The sequence below is a fragment of the Bacillus sp. JJ664 genome (assembly GCF_036962205.1).
Classification (GTDB): Bacteria; Bacillota; Bacilli; order Bacillales; family Bacillaceae_G; genus Gottfriedia.
The window spans coordinates 1-681 of sequence record NZ_JBALMS010000015.1 but is presented as its reverse complement, the minus strand read 5'-3'; the positions used below and the strand labels follow the sequence as shown (position 1 = coordinate 681).

Annotated in this window: 1 protein-coding gene; it reads left to right on the top strand. The window is 28.8% G+C overall.

The window, feature by feature from the left end:
• The coding region (locus V7056_RS02510; protein WP_499698975.1) for a hypothetical protein at nucleotides 1-652 on the top strand (652 nt) is incomplete at its 5' end.
• Between the last annotated feature and the right edge of the window lie 29 nt (nucleotides 653-681).

Here is a 681-nt window from a genome sequence, read left to right as displayed (position 1 = left end):
ATTTGTATTTTTAAGTATATTTAAACAATCTAAATCAGAACAACAAAGTCCAGACGTAGTCACAGTCGCTCCGACACAAGTTAAGATGAATATTCCTGCCATTTCCTTTGATTTAGCACAAGTTGGTATGTTTAAAAATATGGATTCTGCTCAGAAAAATGTAGATGAAATAGCTGAGCAGGGTTACGAAGCAGTTATTTATGAAAAAAATGATGCTTATTTCGTAGTGATCGCATTGAGTGGAAAAGAAAGTACATTCCTTAAAGATGAGGTTAAGAAAAAACTAGATAATGCTTATTTAAAGGAAGAATCGATTGGTGGAGGAGCATATGCAGGTCCAAAACAGTCAGTAGAGATGTATAAAGCTGAAATCGAGACTTTTGCATTTATTTTATCTTACTTAACAAGCAGTAATTTTAATAATGAAAAGCAGTTAGAGCAAATTAACTCTACGTTATTAATCTTAAATAATCAAAAAGAACTAATTAAAAATAAACAATTACTGACAGGGTTAAAACATTTACAAAATATAGAAAAAGAATTGTCAAATAGTGAAGGTCAAAGTCTAAATCAAGTTACACAAAATGTTCAAAAAGATGTTCTAGGCTTATTTAAGTTATTAAAGGAACAAAAAAATACACTAACAAATTAATTGTTAGTGTATTTTTTATTACAGTAATA